Below are 24,622 nucleotides of genomic sequence, written 5' to 3' on the forward strand. Positions count from 1 at the left end.
CCTCGGAAGTCCGCGCGAACTCTCCGGCGGCCAGCAGCAGCGCGTGGCGATCGCGCGCGCCATGGCGATGAAGCCGAAGGTGCTTTTTCGACGAGCCGACATCGGCGCTCGACCCGGAACTGGTCGGCGAGGTGCTGCAGGTGATGCGCGATCTGGCCGAGAGTGGCATGACGATGGTCGTGGTCACACGAAATCGGCTTTGCCCGCGAGATCGGCGATCATCTCGTCTTCATGGATGGCGGCGTGATCGTCGAACGTGGCGCGCCGCGCGAGATGATCGCCAACCCGAAATCGCCGCGCACCCGCGAGTTTCTGTCCCGCGTTCTCCGAGTTGGGTTCAAGCGGCCAACACCGCGGCGCCGAGGCTGCGCATGATCTTGGCGAGTTCGACGCATTCGCCATGCCTTGCATTGTTGCGTCGCCAGGCAAGGCAGATCATGCGCTGCGGCATCGGCTCCTGGAACGGCACGATCTTGAGGTCCGGGATGGTGCCGGCGGGGCCGGTCGCCATTTCGGGGATCAGCGTGACGCCGAGCCCGTGCGCCACCATCTGCAACAGCGTCGTCAGACTGGTGGCGCCATAGCTGGCCATCGCCACCGGCCGCACATTGCCGCAGACCGCCAGCGCCTGTTCGCGCAGGCAATGGCCTTCCTCCAGCAGCATAAGCCTTTCCAGTGCCGGGCTCTCGGGCGGAACGGGCGGCGAGGCGAAGGCCGGGTCGCCAGCCGGGACGGCGAGGAAGAACCGGTCGGGAAACAGCGCCTCGGTGATCAGGCCTGGATGATCGAGCGGAAGCGCTGCGATAAAGGCGTCGAGCCTGCGCGAGGCGATGTCATCGACCAGCGTGGCGGTGACCGCCTCGCGCAATTCGAGCAGCAGGGCCGGGAAATGCTTCTTCAGTTCGGGCAAGGCGCGCGGCAGGAGATAGGGCGCGACGGTCGGGATGATACCCAGCCGGAAGCGTCCCTCCATGGCCGTGCGGCCGCGCCTTGCCGTCGTTTCGACATCGCGTATCTCGGCCAGGATGCGTTCGATGCGCGGCATAAGGGCGACCGCCTCGTCGGTCATGCGGACCGACTTGCCGCCGCGTTCGAAGAGCCGGCAGCTCAGCCGTTGCTCCATCTCCGCGATCTGCGAGGACAGCGCCGGCTGGCTGACACCGGCCAGTTTTGCCGCACGGCCGAAATGCAGCGTCTGCGCCAGCGCGTCGAAATAATGCATCTGGCGAACTGTCAATCCGATCATAAGAAAATCCTATCGAAATGAACAGGAAAGGCAATTTGTTTTTATCAGCAATGCGGCCTAGTCTGGAACCGTTCCAGATTGGTGCGGTCGCCGGTCGGCCCAAAATCTTGGCAAAAATCAACCTCGGCAAAATCAAACCTCGGCAAAATCGGAGCAGTGATATGGACGCGAAAACCGACGACAACAGCGCGGGCAAATGCCCGGTCGCGCACGGAGCCGTTGGCAGGACCAACCGTGACTGGTGGCCGAACCAGCTGAACGTCCAGATCCTGCACCAGCAGTCATCCCTGTCCGACCCGATGGGCGAGGCGTTCGACTATGCCGAGGAATTCAAGAGCCTCGACCTCGACGCCGTCATCAAGGATCTGCATGCGCTGATGACGGATTCGCAGGAATGGTGGCCGGCCGACTTCGGCCATTACGGGCCGCTGTTCATCCGCATGGCGTGGCACAGCGCCGGCACCTACCGCATCGCCGACGGGCGCGGCGGCGCCGGGGCTGGCCAGCAGCGTTTCGCGCCGCTGAACAGCTGGCCGGACAACGTCAACCTCGACAAGGCCCGCCGGCTGTTGTGGCCGATCAAGCAGAAGTATGGCCGCAAGATCTCCTGGGCCGACCTTCTGATCCTCACCGGCAACGTCGCGCTGGAATCGATGGGCTTCAAGACCTTTGGCTTTGCCGGCGGCCGCGCCGACGTCTGGGAGCCAGAGCAGGACGTTTACTGGGGTCCCGAAGGCAAGTGGCTGGCCGACGAGCGCTACAGCGGCGACCGTGACCTGCAGAACCCGCTCGGCGCCGTGCAGATGGGCCTGATCTACGTCAACCCGGAAGGGCCGAACGGCAATCCGGATCCGCTGGCCGCGGCGCGCGATATCAGGGACACGTTCGCACGCATGGCGATGAACGACGAGGAAACCGTAGCCCTCATCGCCGGCGGCCATACATTCGGCAAGACCCACGGGGCGGGCGATGCGAGCCTGGTGGGTGTCGAGCCGGAAGGCGCCGATATCGAGCAGCAGGGCCTTGGCTGGGCGAGCAAATTCGGCACCGGCAAGGGCGGTGACGCCATCGGCAGCGGTCTGGAAGTCATTTGGACGACGACGCCGACCAAATGGAGCAACAACTTCTTCGACAATCTGTTCGGCTTTGACTGGGAGCTGACCAAGAGCCCGGCAGGCGCGCATCAGTGGACGCCGAAGGGTGGCGCCGGCGCCGGCACGGTGCCGGACGCACACAATTCGGCCAAGCGCCACGCACCCTCCATGCTGACCACCGACCTCGCGCTGCGTTTCGATCCCTCCTACGCAACGATCTCGAAGCGCTTCCACGAGAACCCGGATCAGTTCGCCGACGCCTTCGCCCGCGCCTGGTACAAGCTGACCCACCGCGACATGGGCCCGGTCGCCCGCTATCTCGGACCGTTGGTTCCCAAGGAAGAGCTGCCCTGGCAGGACGTCATCCCGGCGGTCGATCATGTGCTGATCGACGAGCAGGATGCCGAGGCGCTCAAGGCAAAGATTCTGGCCTCCGGCCTGTCCGTATCGCAGCTGGTTTCGACGGCCTGGGCCTCGGCCTCGACCTTCCGTGGTTCCGACAAGCGCGGCGGCGCCAATGGCGCGCGCATCCGCCTCAGCCCGCAGAAGGACTGGGCCGTCAACCAGCCGGCCGAACTCGCCAAGGTGCTCGACAAGCTCCAGGCGATCGGCAAGGACTTCAATGCCGCACAGACCGGCAGCAAGAAAGTCTCGCTGGCCGACCTGATCGTTCTCGGCGGCAATGCGGCGATCGAGAAGGCTGCGAAGGCCGCCGGTCACAGCGTCGACGTTCCCTTCTGGCCAGGTCGCATGGACGCCTCGCAGGAGCAGACCGACATTCACTCCTTCGCGCCGCTCGAGCCGACTGTTGACGGCTTCCGCAACTATGTCAGCGACAAGCAGCGGCTCACCGTCGAGGAGGCGCTGGTCGACCGGGCGCAGTTGCTGACGCTGACCGCGCCGGAAATGACCGTCCTCGTCGGTGGCCTGCGCGTTCTCGGCGCCAATGCCGGGCAGTCGAAGCATGGCGTGTTCACCAAACAGCCGGAAACGCTAAGCAACGACTTTTTCGTCAACCTTCTCGACATGGGCACGGAGTGGAAGGCGACGTCTGACGCCAAGGACGTGTTCGAAGGCCGCGACCGCAAGACCGGCGCAGTGAAGTGGACCGGCACCCGTGCCGACCTGATCTTCGGTTCGCACTCGCAACTGCGCGCGCTGGCCGAAGTCTATGCGACGACGGACGCCAAGGCGAAGTTCGCGAAAGACTTCGTCGTGGCCTGGACCAAGGTGATGAACGCCGATCGTTTCGACATCGCCGGCTGATCCAGACAAAGTTCTATCCAACAAAAAAGGCGCGGGCCGTGGCCCGCGCCTTTTGCATTCAGGCTCTCGAGATCAATCCTTCTCGAAGATGCGTGCCTTGGCGACGACGCCAGCGATGGCTCCGCCGATCAGCGGCGCGACGATGAACAGCCAGAGCTGGCTGAGCGCCGCACCACCGGTGAACAGCGCCGGGCCGATGGAGCGGGCCGGATTGACCGAGGTGCCGGTGACCGGGATCATGGCGAAGTGAATGCCGGCCAGCGTCAGGCCGATGACCAGGCCGGCAAACGCCGTCGAGTGCTTTTCAGCGGTCACGCCGAGGATCACCGTGACAAAGGTGAAGGTGCCGATCAGCTCCCACAGGAAGGCCGAGCTCATGCCCCATTTCGCCACGTCCCAGCCATTGGCGCCAAAGTTGGTGATGGGTTCGCTGGTCTTGCCGGAAACGATGATCCACAGTGCCAGCGAAGCCAGGATGGCGCCGATGATCTGCGCGATCCAGTAGGGGATGACGTCCTTGGCCGGCAGCCGGCCAGCGAGGAAGACGCCGAGCGTCACTGCCGGATTGAGATGCGCGCCCGAAATCGGACCGATCGCATAGGCCGCCGCGATCAGGCCGATGCCGAATGCCAGACCGATACCTTCCTGGCCGAGCGGGAGCGCGCCGCCGAAGCCGCCCGTCACCACCGACGCCGTGCCGATGAACACCAACAGAAATGTGCCTAGAACTTCAGCCAGATAAGTCTTCATTGCCCTCTCCTCGTAGCGATCCGCCGGTCCGCGTTTTCCGCGCCGCGAATCATGGTGTGAAGAGTATTCCCAACGGAAAAACTTGGAAAGCAGAGCGGTTGCGCCACAGGCCGTGCTTGCGGTCGCCAATTGCGAACATTAGAGATCTTGCATCTATTGATTGATCTGCTGTTGCCGGCCCGCGATATTTATCGATCGGACAGATTTCAGGCTGCCTCTTCGTCGCGTCACGGAGCGGGGTTCAATCCGGACGCGAAAGGCTCTAAGAGCAGGCGATAAATCTCGATTTGATGGAATGATCAATGCGACTGGGCGGACGGCTGGCTGCGGCCATCGAAGTGCTGGAGGACATTGGCCGGCGTCACCGGCCGGTGGCCGATGCGCTGAAGGATTGGGGTCTGTCACACCGCTTCGCCGGCGGCGGTGATCGCGCGGCGATCGGCAACATCGTCTACGACGCGCTGCGCCACAAACGCTCCGCCGGCTGGCTGCTCGGTGAAGACACGCCGCGTGCCGTCGGATTCGGCGCATTGCTGCTCGAATGGGGCCACACGGCGCAGTCGCTCAACGACGCGCTCGACGGCGACAAGTTCGCACCGCCGCTGCTCAGCGCCACCGAGTTGCAGACGATCGTCGGTCGCCGGCTTGCCGACGCGCCGCCCGCGGTGCGCGCCGACATACCCGATTGGTGTGAACCGCTTTTCGAACGGGCTTTTGGCGAGGCATGGGTCGGGGAGGGCGCCGCGCTGGCGACCCGCCCGCCACTCGATATAAGGGTCAACACGCTGCAGGCCGATCGCGCCAGGGTGCTCAAGGAACTGGCCGATACAGGGGCGCAGGCCGCGCGGATCGCGCCGCTCGGCATCCGCATTCCGCCTATCGACGGCGACGGCAGGCATCCGAACGTGCAGGCCGAGCCGGCCTTCCAGAAAGGCTGGTTCGAGGTCCAGGACGAGGGCTCGCAGATAGCGGCGACGCTTGCCGGCGCCGAGGCCGGCATGCAGGTGCTCGACTTTTGCGCCGGCGCTGGCGGCAAGACGCTGGCACTGTCGGCTGCGATGGACAATCGCGGCCAGATCTTTGCCCATGATGCCGAAAAGGCGCGGCTGGCGCCAATCTTCGACCGCATCCGCCGCTCGGAAAACCGCAATGTGCAGGTCGTCACCAAGCCGGCCGAACTCGCTCCGCTCTCCAATCACATGGACATCGTGCTGGTCGACGCGCCTTGTACCGGCAGCGGCACCTGGCGGCGCCGTCCCGATGCCAAATGGCGTCTGACGCAAAGGCAGCTCGATTCCCGCAAGGGCGAGCAGTCGGCGATCCTCGATGCGGCACAAGCGTATGTCAAACCCGGCGGCCTGCTGGTCTACATCACCTGCTCGGTATTCTCTGAGGAAAATGCGGAGCAGATCGCGGCGTTTCGCGAGCGCAGCAGCGGCTTTGTTCCAGTCGACCACCGCGCACTGTGGGATAGTCATTTTCCGGGCCACGAGGCGGCCGCGCGGATCGGTTCCGCTGGCGATATCTCACTGTCGCCATTGCTGAGCGGAACCGACGGGTTTTATTTCTGCGCGTTGCGCCGGGCCAACTGAGCCAGCCGGATAGCCAATATCTCCGCATGGCGGCCAACGGGGCGGATTGTTGCAGTGCAGCAATTGCGATTGCCTGCCGCCCATCCCTCTGCAATAAGCTTTGCCAGACAAACGAAGGCAATTGCGATGGCAGCAAAGATCGTACCAGCTCCCGATTATGAGGATCGCGTCAGGGCGTCCTTCGCGCGCCAGCAGGCGATGGCGACGATCGGCGCCGAGCTGACACTGGTGACGCCCGGCATCATCGAGATCGAGATGCCCTATTCGGCGGCGCTCACCCAGCAGCACGGCTTCCTGCATGCCGGCGTCATCTCGACGGCGTTGGACTCGGCCTGTGGTTACGCGGCCTTTTCGCTCATGCCGGAAAATTCCGGCGTGCTGACCATCGAATTCAAGGTCAACCTTCTGGCGCCCGGCAGGGGCGAACGGTTCCTGTTCCGGGGCTCGGTGACCAAGCCCGGCCGCACCATCATCGTCGCCGATGGCCAAGCCTACGCCTTCGCCGCCGACGGCGAGGCCAAGCTCATCGCCACCATGACGGGAACGATGATGACGGTGGTCGGGCGTGATGGGATAGCGGGGTGATGGCCAACGTTACGAGAATTGGCGGCAAGGACGTCCTCTTCGTCATGGCGGCGCAGGCCGAATATGGCCCGCATCTGCAAAAATTGTTCACGCCGCTGATGACTGGTGTCGGCCCGGTCGAGGCAGCCGTTCGGCTGGGCGCGGAATTGTCCTGGCTGAAGTCGGAGAAGGCGTTGCCGGACCTTGTCGTCTCGCTCGGCTCGGCCGGTAGCCGGACCCTGGAACAGACGGAAATCTATCAGGCCGTCTCCGTCAGCTATCGCGACATCGATGCCTCGCCCTTGGGTTTCGAAAGGGGTGCGACCCCTTTTCTCGATCTGCCGGTCACCGTGCCGCTGCCGTTTCGTATTCCTGAAATCAGGCAAGCCACGCTGTCGACCGGCGGCGCCATCATCACCGGCGTTGCCTATGATGCAATCGCGGCCGACATGGTCGACATGGAAACCTTCGCCTGCCTGCGCGCCTGCCAGCTGTTCGATGTGCCCTTGATCGGGCTGCGCGGCATTTCCGACGGCGCGGCGGACCTCAGGCATGTCGGCGACTGGACCGAATATCTGCACGTCATCGACGAAAGGCTGGCCGACGCCGTCATGCGGCTCGAACAGGCGATCGGCTCGGGTCAGCTGCGGACGGCTCCATCCGACGACCAGGCCAGACCCCTCTGAAAGTCAGGCTTTGTAACCCATTGCATCGACTCATTTCTTTCTCTAAACGCTCGCCATGAAAACAGCCAATCATCCCGACACCGTCCTGATTGTCGATTTCGGCAGCCAGTTTACTCAGCTCATCGCCCGCCGCATCCGCGAGGCCGGCGTGTTTTCCGAGATCGTGCCGTTCCAGTCGGCCGAGGCGGCGTTCAAGCGCATCAATCCCAAAGCCGTCATCCTGTCCGGCGGCCCGGCTTCGACATCGGATATCGGCAGCCCGCGCGCGCCGCAGGTCGTCTTCGATGCCGGCGTGCCGGTGCTCGGCATCTGCTATGGCCAGATGGCCATGTGCGTGCAGATGGGCGGCGTCGCCGAAAGCTCCAACCATCGCGAGTTCGGCCGCGCTTTCGTCGAGATCGAGAAGGACAGCCCGCTGTTCGAAGGCCTGTGGGCCACCGGCCAGCGCCACCAGGTGTGGATGAGCCACGGCGACCGCGTCATCGCCCTGCCGCCGGGTTTTCAGGTTTTCGGCAAGTCGGAAAGCTCACCCTTCGCCATCTTCGGCGATGTCGAGCGCAAGATGTACGGCATCATGTTCCACCCCGAGGTGGTGCACACGCCCGATGGCGCCAGGCTGCTCAGGAACTTCGTCCACAACATTGCTGGCATCGAAGGCGACTGGACGATGCGCGCCTACCGCGAACACGCGGTCGAGGCGATCCGCAAGCAGGTCGGCAAGGGCAAGGTCATCTGCGCGCTGTCGGGCGGCGTGGATTCCTCGGTTGCCGCGTTGCTGATCCACGAGGCGGTCGGCGACCAGCTCACCTGCATCCTTGTAGACCATGGCCTGATGCGCAAGGATGAGGCGGCGGGCGTGGTGGCGATGTTCCGCCAGCATTACAATCTACCGCTGATCCTGGTCGATGCTTCGGACAAATTCATCTCGGCGCTGGAAGGCGAGGTTGACCCCGAGAAGAAGCGCAAGACCATCGGCCGGCTGTTTATCGAAGTGTTCGAGGAGGAAGCCAAAAAGCTCGGCGGCGCCGACTTCCTGGCGCAAGGCACGCTCTATCCCGACGTCATCGAAAGCGTCTCCTTCACAGGCGGCCCGTCGGTGACCATCAAGTCGCACCACAATGTCGGCGGCCTGCCCGAGCGCATGAACATGCAGCTCGTCGAGCCGCTGCGCGAACTGTTCAAGGACGAGGTGAGGGCGCTCGGCAAGGAGCTCGGCCTGCCCGAAAGCTTCATCGGCCGGCATCCGTTCCCTGGTCCTGGTCTTGCCATACGCTGCCCGGGCGGCATCACCCGCGAGAAGCTGGAAATCCTGCGCGAGGCCGATGCCATCTATCTCGACGAGATCCGCAAGGCCGGTCTCTACGACGCCATCTGGCAGGCCTTCGCCGTGCTCTTGCCGGTGCAGACCGTCGGCGTGATGGGCGATGGCCGCACCTACGAATTCGTCTGTGCGCTGCGTGCCGTCACTTCGGTCGACGGCATGACGGCGGATTTCTACCACTACGACATGGCCTTCCTGGGCGCCGCCGCCACGCGCATCATCAACGAGGTCCGCGGCATCAACCGCGTCGTCTACGACGTCACGTCGAAGCCGCCTGGCACGATCGAATGGGAGTGATTCAGGCCTACACAAACGCCGCTGAATCTACGCTGCAATACGACGCAAGCCACTGAAAAAAAATCCTCTCACCGGCATTCGGTGACTATCGGCACACAGAGTTTGGCTGGCTTTGGCGGCCTGCCTGACGGACCTCAGACATATTGCTCGAACAAGTTTTTCAAGTACCGTCACGACAATCGTGCTCGTGACGGTACTTTTTTGCCTTAAGGTATTGAAAGTAAAAAGGCAATCGATACCACGAGCCCTTGAAATTGCGCTGACGGTACTTTTCAAGAGGCAATACGAATGTTGACGGACGTTGCCCTCAAGGCATTGAAACCAAAAGAAAAAATCTACAAAGTGCAGACCGCGACGGGATGTATGTTCGCGTTATGCCAAGTGGCGCGATCTCCTTCCGCCTTGATTACAGGCTCAACGGCCGCCGGGAGACCATCTATCTGGGAAGGTACGGACGCGACGGAATTTCTCTCGCCCGGGCTCGGGAGAAGTGCATCGACGCGAGGCGCGCCATGGGACTGCGCGCCTGGCGGGAACTAGGACGAGTGAGTGGCGTTTGCATGATGACGTAGTCACGGAGTGCTAAAATGCAAACCTCACTCATGAGTCCCGAGTATTTTCCGTCGCCCCCTGCCATCGTGGCCTTCGATGGCATAGTGACGGTCAGATTCTCAGACGCCATTGTTGCGTCCAGCGAGCGCGCAAAACTGCTTTACGAAGCCGGGCGAGATCCGGTCTTTTACATCCCGTTCGAGGACGTCTATTTCGAGCTGTTGGAGAAAACCAACGCCACCTCGGAGTCCGCACGGGGCACGGCCGGCTATTGGCGCGTTCATGCAGCCGGTGCATCCGCCGATAACTTCATGTGGGCCTATGAAACTCCCGAAACGGCCTTCCTGGGCATCGCTCGTCACGGCGCTTTCGACCCGCACAGGGCCCGCATCGAAGCCGATCCGGCCGAGGACAAACGGCATACGCCCCACCTCCCGGAATAGTAATGCGACGAAGGAAGTGGCGACGGAATCGTCAGCGCGCTCCTGGCAGTGATGGGAAGCGCGCACCGGCTATCCATCCTGGCCTATCTGCTCGACGAAGAGATGTCGGTGAATGTCCTCGGCAAGAAGATGAAGCTCAGCAATGCTTCCCTTTCAATCTATCTGGGCCAGTTGTGCAGGCTTGGTCTGGTGAAGGCCCGCCGGGACGGCGTTTGGATCTGCTACACATCGCGCTAGTCGGACCCGCCCGCAGACCCCAGTTCGTCGGCGGCTTCATTGATCCCGTTCGCGACCGCGCGTTCAAGCCAGAGGCGAGCTGCAACCGCGTCGCGCTCGCCGCCGAGACCCTTGAGAAGATAACGCCCAAGCATGAGTTGGGCATGGCCATGCCCACGTTCGGCAGCTGCGGCGTACCATTTCCGCGCCGCCGCTTGATCGACCGGCAGGCCTTGGCCAGCGCCGTACTGCGCGCCAAGGGCAAACATCGCCCCGGCATGACCGTCATCGGCGGCGCGCTCGAAAAGTTGCATGGCAACCTTTGGCTCACGCCGGCCCCCCCGTCCGTTGAGCAGCATCTCGGCAAGCGCCACTTGCGCATCGCGCATACCGGCCTTGGCGGCCCGGGCAAACCAAACGCGGGCCTGCGACGGGTCGGCCGCAACGCCGCGTCCCTCCAGGAGGAGGCGAGCATACATGTATTGCGCGTCGGGAACCCCTTCGGCAGCGCGCCTTAGCCATTGCGCAGCTTGTCCCTCGTCCTGACGGACCCCGACTCCGTTGGCGAAGCAGAGCCCAAGATTGAATGCCGCGATCAGGTCGCCCGATGAAGCAGCCGCTTCGAACCATCCGGACACGCTTGCACGGTCATCCGGTTCGCCTCCTCCTCCCAGGACGAGATTGGCGAGATCGACCTGTGCTTCCTGATTGCCGCTATTTGCGCAAGCGCGCAGCAAGCGCGCTCCCTCTTCAACATCCTGGGCAACGCCGTTCCCCGTCAAGTAGAGGGAGGCCAAGGCGCGGGCGGCGGTTTGATGGCCCGCATCGGCTGCGCGCCGATACCAGTTTGCGGCTTCCGCAAAATCCGACGGCTGCGTCTTCGCATAGCGATTGCCCAGAAGGTGGGCTGCCTCGATGTTGCCGGCCAGGGCAGCACGCCGCATCCACGCCTCTCCAGCAGCGACATCCTGGGCAATGAGTGCACCGTCAATCAGCGCCAATCCCAGCCGGAACTGGGCGGAGGGCAGGCCCTTCTCTGCAGCAGCCTGATAAAGTCGAGAGGCGGCCGCCATGTCGCGTGCCACGCCCAGGCCGTGCTCGGTAAGAACCGCCAGCAGGTAAGTTGCGGTGGGCAGGCCGGCGTCGGCTGCGCGCCTTACCTCTTGGGCAATCCTGACCCTGTTTTCGCGTTTGCCGCCGCGGGCCAGCGACAGGGCAAAGCCAAGGCACCCTTCGGCGCAGCCGGCAGAAGCCGACTTCTCGTACCAGCGGTGAGCCGCAACGGCATCGCGCATCGACTTGGGTCCGCTGGTAAGGATATATCCGAGGATCGCCTGTCCCGTGGCCGAGCCTGCCTGGGCCGCCTTGGTGGCAAAGTCGTAAGCGGCCGTGAAGTCTGGTTTGCCCGAGGAGTCGGGTTTGAACAATTGATTGGATTCGGCGCCCTCGCTGTAAGCTTCATGAGCCACCAGTCCGGTCAGATAAAGAGCGGCGAGGAGCGCTTGCGCCTCGGCGCTTCCGTGGTTGGCCGCCCGCAGCAGCCATCGCGCGCCTTCCGTGCGGCTTGGCGGCACACCCGAACCTTCGAGATAGCAACGCGCCACCCGGTACTCGCCTTCGACGATCCCTGCACGCGCTGCAGTCGCCATCAGCGGAAAAGCCTCTGCAGGCTTGCCGCTATCCAGAAGATGGATCGCCCTGCGCAAGGCCGCCGCCGGGGAGGCCAGACCAGTCAGTCGATCCAGGATTGTCATCGATCCGAGCCCCTGATCGCACAGTGTTCTATGGTTCGCGCATCGCTTCCTGCCCGATGGGCAGCATCACGCCGAGAATGTATTTGAGCACAGTGCGGCGGCCGACCTTTACGTCGGCGGTGACCGGCATGCCGGGGCTGACGCTGAAACCGGCGGGCACGCCGTGGAGGGCAACCTGGTCGATGGAAATGCGCGTGCGATAGAACGGCTCGGCGTCCGAGGGCAGCATGGCCAGAGAGCTGTTGGGATCGCGTGCTTGCTCCTGCGCGGAGAAGGAATCGGGACTGAGCGCCCGCACGGTGCCATGGGCGAGGCCATATTGCGAATAGGGGAATGTGTCGAACTTGATAACCACCTGGTCGCCGACATGCACGAAGCCGCTGCTTCGGCCGACGATGTTCGTCTCGATCTCAAGCGCCGCGTTGGCCGGCACCAGCGTAATCAACCGCTCGCCGGACTGCAGGACCGAACCGACCGAGACCTTTGCCACCGACTGGACGATGGCGTCGGCTTCACTTTTCAACTCGACCAATTGCTTGCGTAGCTTTGCCTTGTTGAGAAGTTCGCGGGCGTCGGACATCCGCGAACTCGCCTCGGACAGGCTCTGCGAAACATCCGCTCGCCAACCTTGAATGTAGCCGTCGCGCTCGGCGGCCACGGCCGCCTGCTGGAGCTTTGCGGCTTGCGCCGTCTGCTCGGCATTGCCGAGCGCCCGGGACATTTCCGCACGATTGTCTTCGGCGAGCAGTGTATTTAGGCGGCTGCCCACCTGCCTTGCTTCGAGTTGCTTGCGCATCTCTTCGATCGAGCCCGCAACCGCGAGCCGCTGGCGGTAGCCCTCTGCATCCGATAGCGAACGCGAGATTACGGAATTGAGCTCGTCGCGCTGGCGGTCGAAATTCTCGACCTTAGCGTCATATACCGCCTTACGACGCTCAAAGATCGATGCCTGCAAGGTCCAGCTCGGATCGAGACCGTCATAGTTGAAGACCTGGCCGTCCGCTTCCGCCTTCAACCGCGCCACCTCAGCTTCGAACGTCGAAACCTGCATCGCAAGTGCCGCCAGGTCGGCTGAGGCAAAGGTCGCATCGAGGCGAGCAAGGACCTGGCCGGCCTGGACGTGCTGTCCTTCACGAACGTCGATCGAGCGCACGATCGCGGTCTCTAGTGGCTGTACGACGATGTTGGGCGATTTCGAAACCACGAGCCCTCTGGCCGTCACCACCTGATCGACAGGTATCAGTCCTGCTAGGGCGATCAGCGCGATTACCAGACTCGCGACGATCCAGACGATGCCGCGCGCCGCCTGCGGAATAGGCGCGTTGGCAACCGCGGTCGATGGCCATTGGAACTCGAGTATGACTGGCGTTGTCGGATCCCGCTTTTCCATACGCTGCCGCCGAGCGGGGAGGGTGATGAGAGAGGTGCTACTCATGGGTTTCGGATCTCAACGGCGTATGGTCGTGGCATCGTCAAACTAACCGCGGCGGGATGGCGACCGGGCGGCCATGACGACCATCAAGGTGCCGGTTTTGCTGCGACCACAGCTGGCGATAAAGCGCGCATCGTTCAAGCAGTGACGTGTGCGGTGCGACGTCAAGAACCTTGCCCTGATCCATGACGAGAATGTTGTCGCATTCTGTCAGCGAAGACAGCCGGTGCGAAACGATGATCATGGTGCGCCCGCTGGCGATGCGCATGAGATTGGCGCTAACCACTGCCTCGCTCTCTGGGTCGAGTGCACTGGTCGCTTCGTCGAGGATGAGGATTGTCGGATCGTGTATGAGGGCGCGGGCGATCGCCAGCCGCTGCTTTTGACCGCCTGACAAATTAGGCGAACCTTCCTCGATGTAGGTGTCATAGCCATTAGGCATGCGCTCAATGAATTCCTGTGCGCCAGCGAGGTGCGCGGCACGCATGGCGTCGGAAAGCGTGAGCCCTGGGCGCCCGGCGATAATGTTATCGCGGATCGACCCGCGGAACAGAAAGTTATCCTGGAGGACTACGCCGAGCCCTTGGCGGAGATGGCGAAGGTTGATTTCCTTGAGGTCGACGCCGTCTAGCTTGAGGAAACCACTGTAGTCGCGATTGATGCCCTGCAGGAGGCGCGCGATTGTCGATTTTCCCGACCCGCTTCGCCCAACGATGCCAAACATGCTGCCAGCGGGAATGTGGAAGCTGACCCGGTCAAGCGCCGGTGTCTTGGTGGCGATATAGCTAAAGGTCAGGTCGCTGAACACGACCTCGCCGACCAGCCTGGGTCTCAGGCCGGTGGAATTCGAACTGCTCTCCAGCGGCCGGTTAAGGACCGACGCTGCCTCGCCGATCGCCGCACCGACCTCCTCGTAGTCTTCAACCAGTCGGGCCAGGCCAACCAGTGGCTGCGCCACGCGCTGGGCGATCATCATGAACGCGAACAAGCCGCCGACCATGTAGCCGGTGCGGTCGTTCATCGCGAGATAGGCGCCGATCAGCATGGTGCCGAGCACCATCACGCGTTCGATCGGCGTGACCAGGGTCTGCGGCCAACTTGCCAGCTGTCCGAAGGCGAGACGCGCCTTTCCCGCTTCCGCCACCCGCTCGTCCCAGAGCGCCTTGCGCTGCGGCTCGAGACCGAGCGCCTTCACCGTCTTGATGCCGACGACTGTTTCGCCGAGCGCCGCCGCCTTCCAGGTTTCGGCGTCGACAACCCGCTGGTATCTGCGGCGCAGTGGCCTCAGGAAGGCGAGGATGATCAGCAGGATCACCACCGCGCAGGCCAGCACGATCCAGGCGAGGGCGGCGTTGATGTAGAATATGACTGGTACCAGCACGCACAGCGTGATCAGATCCAGGAACGTGCTGAGGAGTTTTCCGGTCAGGAACTCGCGGATGCGGTAGACCTGGGCCAGGTGATACATCGTCTCGCCCGCCGGATGCCGTTCGAAATAGTCGAGCGGCAGGCGTAGCAGCCGGCTGAAGACGTGCAGTTGCAACTTGGTGTCCAGACGGGCGCCGACGACGTTGATGATCAGCCGCCGCGCATGGCCAAGCAGCGTCTCATAGGCGAAAACCACGGCGATCACCGCCGACAACAGCACCAGCGTCGAGATGCTGTTGAACTGCAGCACTTTGTTGACCACCGTCATGACGATGAGCGGCGGCAGGATGGTAAGGACGCTCAGCGTAAACGAGGCGATGGTGATATCGCGCAGGGCGTGGCTCTCGAGCCGCACCAGTTCGGCGAGCCAGCGAAGGGTGAAGGGCGCGTCCGCGGCGACATAGGATCGTGTGGCGCGCAGTAGCAGTGCCTCGCCCGTCCACACCTGCGACAGCCGTAACTCGTCGATGGCGACGGCTTCACCATCGTCGGGTGCATCCGCACTTTTGAGGAAGACGACGTTGCGCTCGGCACTCGCCCCGGTGAGGAGGGCCGCGCCGCCATCACTGAACAACAAGACAACCGGTCCGGTTTCCTGGAAGCGCAAAAGGTGGGGCCAGCGGATGCGCACGGCCCGTGACCACATGCCGGCGTCCTGCGCCCACTGCGACAGATCGGCGGCGGCCGGAACCGCGCTCGCGGCCCTGAATTCGTTCGGGTCGAGCTCGACACCGTGATAGCGGGCGGCGCGCAGCATCGCCTTGAGGCGTGGCCCGATCTTGTCGAATTCGGCGGGACCGCCAGGGACCCGGGCGGCAGCGTTCTGCGCGTCCGCGAGGTGCGTTGCAGCCTCGACTTCAGTGCCGGCACGGGTCTGGGTTTCTGCGTTTACGGGCACGTTTACCATGGACTTCTGATCCGGCACGCAGGGCGAGGGTTCAAGCCCAACTCGAATGCACAGACCTTGCGGCCACCGATCGTGCAATCCGCAGACACCCTCCACACCAATATATTAGTAAAGTCGAAAATTAGCGATTTGTAAACTTTTAAGTAGGGAATTGGTAGATTACCAAGACCGAGGCGGCAGACCTCGGTCAATATTGCGGTTCCCAACCCGCGCAAATTATTTCTGAAAATTGAGGACTTGGGGGATTCCTTTCCGTTGCTGTCATGGTCCGCGAACGATCGCCATCGCGGGGCAGTCGCGGACCTGCTGGTATGCCGGGCGGCAGCTGAGCATGATCGACAAGCCAAGCACCGCAGGATGGTGCTGCGCGAACCGCGAAGAAGAAATATCGGCGCGCGGGTCCCGCTTTCCAGCGAGGCCCGCGCGCCCGTTCTCAACACCATTCGCCCTCACTCGTGCGGCTTGAAGAGATCCTTCAGGGTCGTCTTGACGGTGTGGTCGTTGCTGGCGTAGCCGGCGCCGTGCTTGGTCTGGTCCGAGGTGAGATCCGTGCTCGCCCCAGACGGCTTGTTCTGGTTGTTGCCAGATCCGCTGATCGTCTTGAGGACGTTCAGCAGGTCTGTCGTCACCGTTGTGGCCGCAAGGCCGACCAAGTTGTGGAACGACCCATGCTTGCCGGGATCACCGTTGCCGTCAGTCGAGCCGGGTTGCAGGAACTTCGTCGTGTCCTTCAGCCCCAGCGTGCTCGCCGTGACGTTGGCGTTATTCCCGCCTTTGCCTTGGCCTCCGGAAGAGTTGCCCTGTCCCTGGTGTCCGCTGTTGTCGGCATTGTTGTGGTCGCCGGAGTTGCCCGGCGCGTCCTGCTGTCCATTGCCGTGGCCGTTATTGTCATGGTCATGGTCATGGTCATGATCATGATCATGATGATGATCACCGGTTTCACCGCCTGGGCCGGTCGCACCCGTTGACCCTGTCGGACCAGGCGAGCCTGTTGGTCCGGTCGAGCCAGTGGCTCCGGTCGATCCAGTCGGGCCGGTCGAACCAGTTGCACCAGTCGAGCCGGTTGCCCCGGTCGCACCAGTCGCTCCGGTCGAGCCCGTGGCTCCGGTCGAGCCGGTTGCGCCGGTTGCGCCGGTCGATCCAGTCGCGCCGGTTGCTCCGGTCGAGCCAGTGGCTCCGGTTGCGCCGGTTGCTCCGGTCGAGCCGGTTGCTCCCGTCGAACCAGTTGCTCCGGTCGAGCCGGTTGCTCCGGTCGAGCCAGTTGCTCCGGTCGCGCCGGTTGCTCCGGTCGCACCAGTCGCTCCGGTCGAGCCCGTGGCGCCGGTCGAGCCGGTTGCTCCGGTTGCGCCGGTCGATCCAGTCGCTCCGGTCGAGCCGGTTGCTCCGGTCGCCCCGGTTGCTCCAGTCGCCCCGGTTGCTCCAGTCGAGCCGGTCGCTCCAGTCGCACCGGTCGAGCCAGTTGCACCAGTCGAGCCGGTTGCCCCGGTCGAACCCGTCGCTCCGGTTGCGCCAGTTGCGCCGGTCGAGCCGGTTGCTCCGGTCGAGCCAGTTGCTCCGGTCGAGCCGGTTGCTCCCGTCGCACCAGTCGCTCCGGTCGAGCCAGTTGCGCCGGTCGAGCCAGTTGCACCAGTCGAACCAGTTGCTCCGGTCGAGCCGGTTGCCCCGGTCGAACCCGTCGCTCCGGTCGAGCCAGTTGCACCGGTCGAGCCGGTTGCTCCGGTCGAGCCGGTTGCGCCGGTTGCTCCGGTTGCGCCGGTTGCTCCGGTCGCTCCGGTTGCTCCAGTCGAGCCGGTTGCGCCGGTCGAGCCAGTTGCACCAGTCGAGCCAGTTGCTCCGGTCGAGCCGGTTGCTCCGGTCGAGCCAGTTGCTCCGGTCGAGCCGGTTGCTCCCGTCGCACCAGTCGCTCCGGTCGAGCCAGTTGCTCCGGTCGACCCAGTTGCTCCGGTCGCGCCGGTTGCTCCGGTCGCACCAGTCGCTCCGGTCGAGCCCGTGGCGCCGGTCGCGCCGGTTGCGCCGGTCGAGCCAGTTGCACCAGTCGAGCCAGTTGCACCAGTCGAGCCCGTTGCTCCGGTCGAGCCAGTGGCTCCGGTCGCGCCAGTTGCGCCGGTCGAGCCGGTCGATCCAGTCGCGCCGGTCGATCCAGTCGCGCCGGTCGATCCAGTCGCACCGGTCGAGCCAGTTGCTCCGGTCGAGCCAGTTGCGCCGGTCGAGCCAGTTGCACCAGTCGAACCAGTTGCTCCGGTCGAGCCGGTTGCTCCGGTCGCACCAGTCGCTCCGGTCGAACCGGTTGCCCCGGTCGAGCCAGTGGCTCCGGTCGAGCCCGTGGCGCCGGTCGAACCCGTCGCTCCCGTCGAGCCGGTTGCGCCGGTCGCGCCGGTTGCCCCGGTCGAGCCGGTTGCTCCGGTCGAGCCAGTGGCTCCGGTCGCGCCGGTTGCCCCGGTCGAGCCGGTCGATCCAGTCGCGCCGGTCGATCCAGTCGCACCGGTCGAGCCCGTGGCGCCGGTCGAGCCGGTTGCTCCGGTCGAGCCGGTCGAGCCGGTCGCCCCGGTTGCGCCGGTAGAGCCGGTTGCCCCGGTCGAACCAGTGGCTCCGGTCGAGCCCGTGGCTCCGGTCGAACCAGTCGCTCCGGTCGAGCCAGTTGCACCAGTCGAGCCCGTGGCTCCGGTCGAGCCCGTGGCGCCGGTCGAGCCGGTTGCCCCGGTCGAACCCGTCGCACCGGTAGAGCCGGTTGCGCCGGTTGAGCCGGTTGCTCCGGTCGAGCCGGTCGAGCCGGTTGCTCCGGTTGCTCCGGTCGAGCCGGTCGAGCCGGTTGCTCCGGTTGCGCCGGTTGCCCCGGTCGAACCAGTGGCTCCGGTCGAGCCAGTTGCGCCGGTCGAGCCGGTTGCCCCGGTCGAGCCAGTTGCACCAGTCGAGCCCGTGGCTCCGGTCGAACCCGTCGCTCCGGTAGAGCCAGTCGCACCGGTAGAGCCGGTTGCGCCGGTTGAGCCGGTTGCCCCGGTCGAGCCAGTGGCTCCGGTCGAGCCAGTTGCTCCGGTCGAGCCGGTTGCCCCGGTCGAACCAGTCGCACCGGTCGAGCCAGTTGCTCCGGTCGAGCCGGTTGCGCCGGTCGAGCCCGTGGCGCCGGTCGAGCCAGTTGCTCCGGTCGAGCCGGTTGCCCCGGTCGAACCAGTCGCACCGGTCGAGCCAGTTGCTCCGGTCGAGCCGGTTGCGCCGGTCGAGCCGGTTGCCCCGGTCGAACCCGTCGCTCCGGTCGAGCCAGTCGCACCGGTAGAGCCGGTTGCCCCGGTTGCCCCGGTCGCTCCGGTCGAGCCCGTGGCTCCGGTCGAGCCGGTGGCGCCGGTTGCTCCGGTCGAGCCCGTGGCGCCGGTCGAGCCGGTTGCCCCGGTCGAGCCTGTCGCTCCGGTCGAGCCAGTCGCACCGGTAGAGCCGGTTGCGCCGGTCGAACCGGTCGCTCCGGTCGATCCGGTCGCTCCGGTCGATCCAGTCGCGCCGGTCGAGCCTGTCGCACCGGTTCCCCCGGTCGAACCCGTCGCACCAGTTGCTCCGGTCGATCCAGTCGCACCCGTGGAACCTGTCGCACCAGTCGAGCCAGTCGCGCCGGTTGCTCCCGTCGCACCTGTGGCTCCGGTCGCGCCAGCCGGGCCCGTGGCGCCTGATTGCGTGAGGTTGAGAGTCGCCGGCGCATTAAATGTATTGTTGTGCGTGCCGTTAGCAGCACCGGCCGCGAAGGTATAACTAACACCAGGGACGAGGGGCGTAAGTGTACCAAATACATCAAAACTATTGTCGTAAATAGTATAACTGTGGGCCGTATTGGGAATCGTTATAGTCATAGAAAACGCAAGTGCGAGGCCGGCATTAGTAGCGTTTGGAAGTTGAAAGCTGCCAACTACTACGTTAGAACCGCCGGTTGTATCCACCAGATAATAGGTGTTGACGGAACTTGCGTTGCCGTTTCCCTGTATCGTGCCGTTGAGTGTCAGATCACCCGATGCAAGCACTCCGGCGTAACTTGCCATTCCATCTGAGGTCAGCGGCGGCAGGGGCGTGGGAGCGCTCGCGCGTGCGAATATTTGCCAGGTGCCACCGAGGGCCGCTGCGCCAACCAGCGATCTCGATGCGCAGACGTCCGCGCCGACGGCCTCTTCCAGCGCCGCCACGAACGTCTCGCCAGCATTCCCCGATGCCGTTTCGCAGCTCCACAGCCGCAGCTCGCCGTCCGCGGCAAGCGCCCGGCCGATTGCGGCAAGATCCTCAGCATCGTCTTTCAGTGTGGCGGCCGACCATTGTCCCGCCGTGAAGCTAACCCGGCCAGGCGCGCCATGCGCGATGACGTGCACCGCGTCAAGCCCTTCGTGCCCCGACAATGCGGCAGCGATCTGCTGCGCCACCGGTCGGCCGCCATCCAGAATGACCGACCTGACTTCTGGTCTCAGATTGCCGAGAACTGTCTGGAGGTCGGAGACTGAAGGATCGACAAAAAGAATTTCAGAGGCACGGGCCATGACTGGCTCCTGTTGGCTTCGAATTCAATTCAAGGGAAAACCGCCCATCGGCTGGGCCGGCGAGCGGTGGGGAGAAAGTGCTTGGGCTCGGTCATCTTCCTGACGGGCCGACGGCGCCGTCGGGACGTTCGACAGAGGGGCTCTCTACGCGGAGGAAGCTGCAGGCTTGGAAATTCCCGCCATGGTCAAACGTGCCAATCGCAAGTGAACCGGCTGCGGCCGGAACCTTGACGGTGACTGCTACGGCTAGGCTTTGCTTGACGGCTCTGGGAAGAATGACCTGGCCAACGATCGCGCTCTTGGCCGTGTCCAGAATAAAATAGGTTACATTTTCCGTCGTGTCGCCGATGGGCAAAACGCCCCTGACGGCGATTTCCATAACCGAGAACCCTGTTATGTAGCTCATCATATCCTCCCTGGTCCGCGGCCCCTGTGCCGCGCCGTCAATTTCCATTTGCTGCCGAACGCCCGCGGCCCGACTAGGTCGGCGGCATGGGCCGTTCGAATTGTCTGCGACACCGCATCATTGAAATTCGTTCTGGTCCCGCCGACGCCCACTGCGCGGCGGCCGGCGTGATTGCCTCGGTTTCCGGTCTCGGGTTTCGGAAGATCGTGCCGAGATCGGATATCGAAGGATGGATGAAAGAGAGTTTGGAAGCGCGTGGGCGAGGCGCGCCAATCAGCGCATTCGGGCGATCGGTCCTGACAACGCCTCGCAGCGATGTTCCGTGGAGACCACCCAAACAGGGGCCCGCACGGCGGTTGCTATTCTTACGCGATACGACTCGATTCACAACACCACTCCCGTTGCCGTGACGCTGACGTCTTGGCGACAACTCTCAGGGGAAGGGGAGACCGTCCGCCTCCAAAGGGGAGGGCAAAGACACGACATATCGTTGGCGCGCCCTGCGGACGCACCTTACAATCTGCGAAACGGCCTTGATAACCCAGACCCTCTAACTCAACTCCCTAGGAGCGACCTTCGCAGAAATTCGGGCATGCCGCCGTCCAACCTGCGGGGCGCCCCTCAACACCGTATTTTAGTAAATTATAAAATTAGGAAGTTGTAAACTATTAATTAAGTAACTTCTAAATTGGTTTTAAGCAGGGCAGCGGCGTTCGAGCAATACCGGCGGCGGATAGGAAAAATCGCTCTGAAATTCATATACTTACCAGTTCCGCCTCGGAGCCTGTTGACTTCAGCCTGCAGTTGAAGGTCCCCCTCGTCCCTGCAACCGCACAGGGCGATGGCGCTTACAGACGATACGGGACACGGTGGCAACGTGTCGGCGGATGTGGCCGTCTCGACTTGACGGCAGCCAGCAAATGGCGGCGGAATACACAGCGGGTGAATACGGGCAGTTGCAGTTGGACCAGGTCCTTTCGCGACAGTCGTTACTACATGCCGCCGCGACGGCTGACTGCTGACCACGATGGATAAGGCCAGGCGCGGTTTCCAGAGGATGCGCTGCACGATCCGTGAGAAGGATGATCGGATCTTTGGAAACAAGGCTGTCCCGCTGTCGGACCGGCAAGTGGGTAGCGACATAGGGGGGATGCATGAGCGATCGAAGCCTGGCAAATCCGCTCTGCCGGGTGAATTGCACGAATTGCCGTTCCACAATTTCGGGCAGGCGCGCAACGCGCGCCGCTCAGCTAAAGGAATAGCATGAGCACCATTGGCCTGTGCATGATCGTCAAGAACGAGACGAGGGTTATCCTGCAATGCCTCGCCAGCGTACTTCCCCTTGTCGACTACGTGCTCGTTGTCGACACGGGTTCCGAGGACGGCACGCAAGACCTGATCCGCGGATTCCTCGCCGATCACAATGTCCAAGGCGCTGTCATTGACGAGCCGTGGCGGGACTTCGCGTACAACCGAACCTTCGCCCTTGAACGATTGCGTAAAGTCGAGACTGTCGACTATGCAATGATCATCGACGCGGACGATGTTCTGATCCTGGACGCCGACTTCGATCCCATCGGGTTCAAGTCGCAGATGGAACACGATTTATACGACGTCGAGGTGTTACATGGCGGCATTTCGTTTTATCGCCCGCAGATCTGCCGCAACCGTCTGCCGTTCGCCTTCAAGGGCGTTCTGCACGAATATCTCGAGGCCCCTCCTGGCCATCTTACGCGGGAGACCGCCAAGGGTTTTCGCGTGGCGACGGGGCGTGGCGGAGCACGCAGTCAAAACCCGCGAAAGTACCAGGACGACTCGGCCGTTCTTGAAAATGCGCTTGCAACGGAGACCGACCCCTTCCTTGTTTCGCGATACACCTTCTATCTGGCACAGAGCTACAGGGATTCCGGCGAGCGTGAAAAATCACTGGCGACCTATCTGAAGCGCGCCGAGCTGGGTTTTTGGGACGAGGAGGTCTATGTCAGCCTGCTCGAGGCGGGCAACCTGATGGCAGCACTGGGGCGGCCATTCGACGAGGTCGTTGCGGCCTTTGAGCGCGCGGCGCAGGTCGTCCCCGCCCGCGCGGAGGCTCTACACGCCGCGAGCCTCTATTGCCGCAACCAGGGCCGGAATGCGGAAGGAACGGAATTTGCCCGTCGCGGGCTCGACCTTGTTCAACCTCCCGGACTTTTCATTCAGCCCTGGGTCTACGATTACGGAGTGCTCGACGAGTTTGCTATCAATGCCTACTGGGCAGGCGCCTACCGGGAATCGCTCGACGCCTGTCTAAAATTGCTCACCTCAGACAAATTGCCTGCGGAAATGGCGAAGCGTGTGCTGGCCAACGCGCGCTTCGCCACCGACAAGCTTCCGGTCAATGAGCCGCCGAAACTTGGGGCGTTCGGGACCGAGAGCTTGATCGACCAGCACAGGCTTGTCCGGCAACGTTCGTTGCGGTCGCGCATCGAGGGCACGCCGCGCATCCTGGTGGCAATCCTGGCAAAGCAGAAAGAGCCGGCACTGCCGCTGTACCTTGAGTGCATCGAGGCGCTCGACTACCCGAAGGCGTCGATCGTCCTGTACATCAGGACAAACAACAACACCGACAGGACCGAGCACATATTGCGCGAATGGGTGGAGCGCGTTGGTCACCTCTATGCCGCGGTTGAGTTCGATGCCTCCAACGTGGCCGACAGAGTCGAACAGTTTGGCGAACACGAATGGAACGAGACGCGCTTCAGGGTCCTTGGCCGAATCCGCAACATAAGTTTGCGGAAGACTCTCGAGCATGGCTGCGATTTCTATTTCGTTGTCGACGTCGATAATTTCGTGCGACCGGCGACGCTACGCGAGCTTGTCGCGCTCGACGTGCCGATCGTCGCTCCCCTGCTTCGCTCCATCTCTCCCGGGCAATACTATTCGAATTACCACGCTGAGATCGACGCCAACGGCTACTATATGCAGTGCGATCAATACGGATGGGTGCTCAACCGCCACGTGCGCGGCATTATCGAGATGCCGCTTGTGCACTGCACCTATCTTGTCCGCGCCGACGTACTGACCGAACTGACATACGAGGACGCCACATCGCGGTACGAGTACGTGATTTTTGCCGACAGCGCCCGCAAGGCGGGCATCGTTCAGTATATGGATAACCGACAAGTCTATGGCTACATCACTTTCGGCGATGGCCAATATTATGTGAGTGACGGGATCGAGCGCGCTCGAGCGCTGTTGCACGGTGCGGGCGATACCCCGGTATTCGCTGGCGCCACGCCCCTGGGCTCCCTACCAGATCGACATGTCGAACCCAAGGATTCGCCGAAAATACACCTGATAAACCTCGACCGCAGCGTCAATCGCTGGAACAGGTATCAAAGTAATAACTGGCATCTAACACACAATACGGTTCGGGTATCGGCCGTTGACGGCACTTCTCTCGACAGGGAGGCGCTCATAAAGGAAGGTCTGATCAGCAATGATTGCGCATACCCCCCGGGCACTTTGGGATGCGCTCTATCCCATATCAGCTTATGGAAGCTGGCGGTGTCAGATAACAAGGCGATAACCATTTTTGAAGACGACGTCCGAGCATCTTTTCGATTTATGGAGGAATCCGCCAATATTGCTGCTCAGGTACCGGCGGACTGGGACTTGATACAGTGGGGGTATGTATTCGACCCATTGTTCATCTGGCTAGATTTCGGCTTCTCCAAGGCCAAGCTTGAATTCTATGATCGCCGGTATAAGAACAAAAATTCCTTGTTTCAGATCGAAAAGTTTTCGCGATCCCTGATCAAGGTCGAGCACTCATTTGGGACACAAGCCTACACGGTTACACCAAGAGGCGCCCGCATACTTCTTGAAAAATGCCTGCCGCTACGAAGCAGACAGATACCATTTCCTGGAACTGCGGTCGTCCTTGACGACACGGGTATCGATTGCGCGATGTGTGCGGCATATGGGTCAATGAAAGCTTTCCTTTGTGTCCCACCACTCGTCATCCTAGACGACGAGCAACCTTCAGATCGGGTAGCTGCAGATGGCTTGCGGTCCAACTAGGACTCGGCACCGCATCTGCCGAACCGATCGAATTGGTCCTGCACTTGAGAGCGTGTCTGGCCGGACCGTTCCGGTGCGTGCATTCGAACGGACATACACTC

General features: G+C 62.9%; 17 protein-coding genes and 3 pseudogenes. 12 read left to right on the plus strand and 8 right to left on the minus strand.

Annotation, left to right across the window (positions count from 1 at the left end):
• Window positions 1-10: 10 nt before the first annotated feature.
• Window positions 11-375: pseudogene (locus ACWGS8_RS26810) on the plus strand (ATP-binding cassette domain-containing protein); the annotation flags it as partial.
• Here ACWGS8_RS26810 and ACWGS8_RS26815 read toward each other — a convergent pair.
• Entirely contained in the window at window positions 338-1,246 is a 909-nt protein-coding gene (locus tag ACWGS8_RS26815) for a hydrogen peroxide-inducible genes activator (RefSeq protein ID WP_454583740.1), read from the minus strand. The pseudogene ACWGS8_RS26810 and the gene ACWGS8_RS26815 overlap by 38 nt on opposite strands.
• A 161-nt stretch (window positions 1,247-1,407) precedes the next feature.
• On the opposite strand from ACWGS8_RS26815, the gene katG reads away from it, so the two are divergent.
• The gene (katG, locus tag ACWGS8_RS26820) at window positions 1,408-3,606 is read left to right on the plus strand and encodes a catalase/peroxidase HPI (protein WP_454583741.1); all 2,199 of its coding nucleotides are present in this window, start codon (window positions 1,408-1,410) and stop codon (window positions 3,604-3,606) included.
• A 72-nt stretch (window positions 3,607-3,678) separates the two neighbouring features.
• Here the strand turns inward: katG and ACWGS8_RS26825 are convergent, their stop codons facing one another.
• Window positions 3,679-4,356, minus strand: a complete 678-nt coding sequence (locus ACWGS8_RS26825; RefSeq protein WP_454583742.1) for an MIP family channel protein — start codon at window positions 4,354-4,356, stop codon at window positions 3,679-3,681.
• A gap of 302 nt (window positions 4,357-4,658) precedes the next feature.
• Between ACWGS8_RS26825 and ACWGS8_RS26830 the strand changes: the two genes are divergently transcribed.
• From ACWGS8_RS26830 to ACWGS8_RS26860, 7 genes and pseudogenes are all read left to right on the plus strand, one after another.
• Window positions 4,659-5,948 carry an RsmB/NOP family class I SAM-dependent RNA methyltransferase gene (locus tag ACWGS8_RS26830; RefSeq protein WP_454583743.1) on the plus strand — a complete coding sequence of 430 codons (1,290 nt, stop codon included), beginning with the start codon at window positions 4,659-4,661 and terminating at the stop codon, window positions 5,946-5,948.
• A 126-nt stretch (window positions 5,949-6,074) separates the two neighbouring features.
• Window positions 6,075-6,533 (plus strand): PaaI family thioesterase, encoded by a 459-nt coding sequence (locus tag ACWGS8_RS26835; protein WP_023686843.1) that lies wholly within the window; start codon window positions 6,075-6,077, stop codon window positions 6,531-6,533.
• Entirely contained in the window at window positions 6,533-7,198 is a 666-nt protein-coding gene (locus tag ACWGS8_RS26840) for a 5'-methylthioadenosine/S-adenosylhomocysteine nucleosidase (protein ID WP_454583744.1), read from the plus strand. Before ACWGS8_RS26835 ends, ACWGS8_RS26840 begins: the two co-directional genes overlap by 1 nt.
• 55 nt (window positions 7,199-7,253) lie before the next feature.
• Entirely contained in the window at window positions 7,254-8,816 is a 1,563-nt protein-coding gene (gene guaA / locus ACWGS8_RS26845; protein ID WP_454583745.1) for a glutamine-hydrolyzing GMP synthase, read from the plus strand.
• 288 nt (window positions 8,817-9,104) lie between these two features.
• Window positions 9,105-9,325 (plus strand): annotated as a pseudogene (locus tag ACWGS8_RS26850) (Arm DNA-binding domain-containing protein); the annotation flags it as partial.
• Window positions 9,326-9,403: 78 nt separating this feature from the next.
• Window positions 9,404-9,811, plus strand: coding sequence for a DUF427 domain-containing protein (locus ACWGS8_RS26855; RefSeq protein WP_454583746.1), 408 nt, complete (start codon window positions 9,404-9,406; stop codon window positions 9,809-9,811).
• 51 nt (window positions 9,812-9,862) lie between these two features.
• Window positions 9,863-10,048, plus strand: a complete 186-nt coding sequence (locus ACWGS8_RS26860) for an ArsR/SmtB family transcription factor (protein ID WP_454583747.1) — start codon at window positions 9,863-9,865, stop codon at window positions 10,046-10,048.
• Here ACWGS8_RS26860 and ACWGS8_RS26865 read toward each other — a convergent pair.
• The 4 genes from ACWGS8_RS26865 to ACWGS8_RS26880 all read right to left on the minus strand — a co-directional run bounded on the left by ACWGS8_RS26865 (window position 10,045) and on the right by ACWGS8_RS26880 (window position 16,177).
• Window positions 10,045-11,781 (minus strand): SEL1-like repeat protein, encoded by a 1,737-nt coding sequence (locus ACWGS8_RS26865; RefSeq protein ID WP_454583748.1) that lies wholly within the window; start codon window positions 11,779-11,781, stop codon window positions 10,045-10,047. The genes ACWGS8_RS26860 and ACWGS8_RS26865 overlap by 4 nt on opposite strands.
• Before the next feature lie 28 nt (window positions 11,782-11,809).
• The gene (locus ACWGS8_RS26870; protein WP_454583749.1) at window positions 11,810-13,171 is read right to left on the minus strand and encodes an HlyD family type I secretion periplasmic adaptor subunit; all 1,362 of its coding nucleotides are present in this window, start codon (window positions 13,169-13,171) and stop codon (window positions 11,810-11,812) included.
• A gap of 82 nt (window positions 13,172-13,253) precedes the next feature.
• The gene (locus tag ACWGS8_RS26875) at window positions 13,254-15,548 is read right to left on the minus strand and encodes a peptidase domain-containing ABC transporter (protein ID WP_454583750.1); all 2,295 of its coding nucleotides are present in this window, start codon (window positions 15,546-15,548) and stop codon (window positions 13,254-13,256) included.
• A gap of 449 nt (window positions 15,549-15,997) precedes the next feature.
• Entirely contained in the window at window positions 15,998-16,177 is a 180-nt protein-coding gene (locus ACWGS8_RS26880) for a hypothetical protein (RefSeq protein WP_454583922.1), read from the minus strand.
• 39 nt (window positions 16,178-16,216) lie between these two features.
• On the opposite strand from ACWGS8_RS26880, the gene ACWGS8_RS26885 reads away from it, so the two are divergent.
• Both ACWGS8_RS26885 and ACWGS8_RS26890 read left to right on the plus strand, forming a co-directional pair.
• Complete coding sequence (locus ACWGS8_RS26885) at window positions 16,217-16,516, plus strand: hypothetical protein (protein WP_454583751.1); 300 nt, start codon at window positions 16,217-16,219, stop codon at window positions 16,514-16,516.
• Between the two features lie 40 nt (window positions 16,517-16,556).
• Window positions 16,557-19,283 carry a hypothetical protein gene (locus ACWGS8_RS26890; protein ID WP_454583752.1) on the plus strand — a complete coding sequence of 909 codons (2,727 nt, stop codon included), beginning with the start codon at window positions 16,557-16,559 and terminating at the stop codon, window positions 19,281-19,283.
• Between the two features lie 320 nt (window positions 19,284-19,603).
• Here the strand turns inward: ACWGS8_RS26890 and ACWGS8_RS26895 are convergent.
• Both ACWGS8_RS26895 and ACWGS8_RS26900 read right to left on the minus strand, forming a co-directional pair.
• A pseudogene (locus ACWGS8_RS26895) lies at window positions 19,604-20,053 on the minus strand (DUF4347 domain-containing protein); the annotation flags it as partial.
• Between the two features lie 91 nt (window positions 20,054-20,144).
• Window positions 20,145-20,459 carry a hypothetical protein gene (locus tag ACWGS8_RS26900; protein WP_454583753.1) on the minus strand — a complete coding sequence of 105 codons (315 nt, stop codon included), beginning with the start codon at window positions 20,457-20,459 and terminating at the stop codon, window positions 20,145-20,147.
• Window positions 20,460-21,722: 1,263 nt separating this feature from the next.
• Between ACWGS8_RS26900 and ACWGS8_RS26905 the strand changes: the two genes are divergently transcribed.
• On the plus strand, window positions 21,723-24,521 hold the full coding sequence (locus ACWGS8_RS26905) for a glycosyltransferase family 25 protein (protein WP_454583754.1): 2,799 nt from the start codon (window positions 21,723-21,725) through the stop codon (window positions 24,519-24,521).
• The last annotated feature ends 101 nt before the right edge of the window (window positions 24,522-24,622 follow it).

This window comes from Mesorhizobium sp. 43Arga, from assembly GCF_053714255.1.